Genomic DNA, 4422 nt, shown 5'->3' on the forward strand with positions numbered 1-4422 from the left:
ATGACCGAGATTAGACGCACGCCGCTTTTTGGGCTTCACGTTGAGTTGGGCGGCAAGATGGTTGATTTTGCCGGGTGGGAGATGCCAGTTCAGTATCCGCTGGGGATCATGGGCGAGCATAAGCAGTGCCGCGAGAAGGCGGCGTTGTTTGATGTGTCGCATATGGGTCAGGTGATTTTGCGGGGCGAGGATGTGGGCGAGAAGCTGGAAGCTCTGTGTCCGCAGGCTTATGCGACGCTGAAGGAAGGCAAGGCGCGGTACGGGTTCTTCACCAATGCCGAAGGCGGGATCATGGATGACCTGATCGTGTCGAACGCGGGGGATCATTACTTTGTGGTGGTGAACGCGGCGCTGCGCCATCAGGACATTCCGCATATGCGCGCCAATCTGGACGGCGTCGAAGTGACCGAGATTTTCGACCGCGCGCTGGTCGCGGTGCAAGGCCCCAAGGCCGAGGACGTGGTGGGCGCGCTCTGCCCTGCGGTGCGCGACCTCAAGTTCATGGAAACTACGATTGCCGACATCCTGGGTGTCGAATGCCGCATCTCGCGGCTGGGATACACGGGCGAGGACGGGTATGAGATCTCGATCCCCGAGGACAAGGCGATCGAGATCACCCGGGCGTTCCTTGCGCATGAGGATTGCGAACCGGCGGGTCTGGGCGCGCGTGACAGCCTGCGGCTTGAAGCCGGTCTGTGCCTTTATGGCAATGACATCGATCAGAGCACCTCGCCGGTCGAGGCCAGCCTTGGCTGGGCGATGCAGAAGCGCCGCAAGGAAGAAGGCGGCTTTCCGGGTGCGGAACGTGTGCAGCGCGAACTGGCCGAGGGGCCTGCGCGCAAGCTGGTGGGCATCAAGCCCGACGGCCGCGCCCCCGCGCGTCAGGGCGTGGAAGTGCAATGCCTTGAGGGCAATACCATCGGTCAGATCACCTCGGGCAGCTTTGGCCCCACGGTCGGCGGCCCGGTTGCGATGGGCTATGTGTCCGCGGGCCATGGCGAGCCGGGCGAGAAGGTCAACCTGATCATCCGGGGCAAGGCGCAACCGGCGCAGATTGTGGCGCTGCCCTTCGTCAAACAGAATTACAAGCGTTGAAGTCAGGAGAGAGACACCATGGCAACCTATTATTCCGAAGAACATGAATGGCTGGCGGTCGACGGCGACACGGCCACGCTGGGCATCACCAAACACGCGGCCGAGCAGCTGGGTGAGGTGGTCTTTGTCGAGCAGCAGGAGGTGGGCGACGAGTTCGAGAAGGATGGCGAGATCGGCGTGATCGAATCCGTCAAGGCCGCCTCCGAGCTTTACGCGCCGGTTGATGGCGAGATTACGGAAGTGAACGAGGCGCTGGCTGACAACCCCGGCGCGCTGAACGACGACCCCGAGGGCGAGGCCTGGATCTACAAGATCAAGATCGCCGATGCCGCGCAGCTGGAAGATCTGATGGACGAAGCCGGCTACAAGGCCTTTATCGGCTAAATCCGGCCCGGAGCCCCAGAGACCGGGGCTCCCTGCTTCATCTTTTTCCAAATACTCCCGCCGGAGGCTCCTGCTGTCTCCGCCGGGTCTGACCTATCCTTGAGGAGCGCTGCAATGGCCTTCAAACTGACCGATTACGAAGCCTATGACTTCGCCAATCGCCGCCACATCGGCCCGTCGCCCACCGAAATGCGCGACATGCTGCAGGTGATCGGCTTCAAGACGCTGGACCAGCTGATCGACGCCACCGTCCCGCCGGCGATCCGGCAGAAGGAACCGCTGGACTGGGGCCCGGCGATGACGGAACGCGATGCGCTCTTTCACATGAAGCAGGTGGCGGGCAAGAACAAGGTTCTGACCTCGCTGATCGGTCAGGGATATTACGGCACCACCACTCCGGCGCCGATCCTGCGCAACATCCTGGAAAACCCGGCCTGGTACACCGCCTACACACCTTATCAGCCCGAGATCAGCCAGGGCCGGCTTGAGGCGCTGCTGAACTTCCAGACCATGGTCAGCGACCTGACCGGGCTCGATGTGGCCAACGCCTCGCTGCTCGACGAAGCCACGGCTGCGGCAGAAGCCATGGCAATGGCCAAGCGCGGCGGCCGGTCCAAGGCCAATAACGCGGCCTTCTTCGTGGATCGCAACTGTCATCCGCAGACCATCGCGGTCATCAAAACCCGCGCCGAACCCTTGGGCATCGACGTGCAGGTGGGCGATCCCGATCAGCTGGATGCAGGTGCCGTCTTTGGCGCGATCTTCCAGTATCCGGGCACCCATGGCCATGTGCGCGACTTCACGACCGAGATCGCGGCGCTGCATGAACATAACGCCATCGCCGTTGTCGCCGCCGACATCCTGTCGCTGGCGCTGCTGAAATCCCCCGGCGAGATGGGCGCGGATATCGCCATCGGCTCGACCCAGCGCTTTGGCGTGCCGATGGGCTATGGCGGCCCGCACGCCGCGTATATGGCGACCACCGACAAGCTGAAGCGCTCGATGCCGGGCCGGATCATCGGGGTCAGCATCGACAGCCGCGGCAACAAGGCCTACCGCCTGTCGCTGCAAACCCGCGAGCAGCACATCCGCCGCGAAAAGGCGAACTCGAACGTCTGCACCGCGCAGGCGCTGCTGGCCGTCATTGCCTCGATGTATGCGGTCTATCACGGACCCGACGGCATCAAGGCGATCGCGCAATCGGTGCACCGCAAGACCTCGCGCCTGGCCGCCGGTCTGGAAGAGGCGGGCTTTGCGGTCGAACCCGAGGTGTTCTTCGACACCATCACGGTCGAGGTCGGCCATCTGCAGAATGTCGTTATGGAGGCCGCCGTGGCCCGTGGCGTCAACCTGCGCAAGGTCGGCGAGACCCGCGTGGGCATCAGCCTGGACGAACAGACCCGCCCCGAGACCATCGAGGCGGTCTGGGGTGCCTTCGGCATCGACCGCAAGGATGACAGCTCGAACAAGCAATACCGCCTGCCGGATTACGCGCTGCGCGAAAGCGCGTACCTGACCCACCCGATCTTCCACAAGAACCGGGCCGAGGCCGAGATCACCCGCTATATGCGCCGTCTGGCCGACCGCGACCTGGCGCTGGACCGGGCGATGATCCCGCTGGGGTCCTGCACCATGAAGCTGAACGCCACGGTCGAGATGATCCCGGTCACCTGGCCCGAGTTCGGCAACCTGCATCCTTTCGTGCCCGAAGATCAGGCGCAGGGCTACCATCAGATGATTGCGGATCTGAACGACAAGCTGTGCCAGATCACCGGGTATGACGCGATCTCCCAGCAGCCCAACTCGGGCGCGCAGGGCGAATATGCGGGCCTTCTGACCATCCGCAACTATCACTTCGCCCGCGGCGAAGGGCAGCGCAATGTCTGCCTGATCCCGACCTCGGCCCATGGCACCAACCCGGCCTCGGCGCAGATGGTGGGCTGGCAGGTTGTGCCGGTGAAATCGGATGACAAGGGCAATATCGATCTGAATGATTTCCGCGAAAAGGCGGAAAAGCATTCGGACCATCTGGCCGCCTGCATGATCACCTACCCCTCGACCCATGGCGTGTTCGAGACCACCGTGCAGGAGGTCTGCCAGATCACCCATGATCACGGCGGTCAGGTCTATATCGACGGCGCCAACATGAACGCCATGGTCGGGCTGGCACGTCCGGGTGACATTGGCGGCGATGTCAGCCACCTGAACCTGCACAAGACCTTCTGCATCCCGCATGGCGGTGGCGGCCCCGGCATGGGTCCGATCGGCGTCAAGGCGCATCTGGCCGAGCATCTGCCGGGCCACCCGGAATATGGCACCGCCGTGGGTCCGGTCTCGGCGGCACCCTTCGGCTCGCCCTCGATCCTTCCCGTCTCATGGGCCTATGTGCTGCTGATGGGCGGTGCGGGGCTGACGCAGGCCACCAAAGTGGCGATCCTGAACGCCAACTACATCGCGGCGCGGCTCAAGGACGCCTATCCGATCCTCTACACCTCGGAAACGGGTCGGGTGGCACATGAATGCATCCTCGACACAAGGCCGCTGGACGAGGCGGCGCATGTCACCGTCGACGATGTGGCCAAGCGTCTGGTCGATTCAGGCTTCCACGCCCCCACGATGAGCTGGCCGGTGGCCGGAACCCTGATGGTCGAGCCCACCGAATCCGAACCCAAGGACGAGCTCGACCGCTTCTGCGACGCCATGCTCTCGATCCGCGCGGAAGCGCAGGACATCATCGACGGCAAGATCGACGCGGAAAACAACCCGCTGAAAAACGCCCCCCACACAGTGCGCGATCTGGTCGGCGACTGGGACCGCCCCTACACCCGCGAACAGGCCTGCTTCCCGCCGGGATCCATGGGCGTCGACAAATACTGGTCCCCCGTCAACCGCGTCGACAACGCATACGGCGACCGAAACCTCGTCTGCACATGCCCACCAATG

General features: G+C 63.5%; 3 protein-coding genes. All 3 read left to right on the forward strand.

Features of this window, described 5'->3' with window-relative positions:
- Nucleotides 1–1095 (forward strand): glycine cleavage system aminomethyltransferase GcvT, encoded by a 1095-nt coding sequence (gcvT, locus tag ACR0D9_RS20475; RefSeq protein ID WP_480484953.1) that lies wholly within the window; start codon nucleotides 1–3, stop codon nucleotides 1093–1095.
- Between the two features lie 18 nt (nucleotides 1096–1113).
- Nucleotides 1114–1479, forward strand: coding sequence for a glycine cleavage system protein GcvH (gene gcvH / locus ACR0D9_RS20480; RefSeq protein WP_209505056.1), 366 nt, complete (start codon nucleotides 1114–1116; stop codon nucleotides 1477–1479).
- A 114-nt stretch (nucleotides 1480–1593) separates the two neighbouring features.
- On the forward strand, nucleotides 1594–4422 hold a 2829-nt coding region (gcvP, locus tag ACR0D9_RS20485; RefSeq protein WP_480540088.1), incomplete at its 3' end, for an aminomethyl-transferring glycine dehydrogenase.

The organism is Ruegeria sp. AK11, from assembly GCF_056541095.1.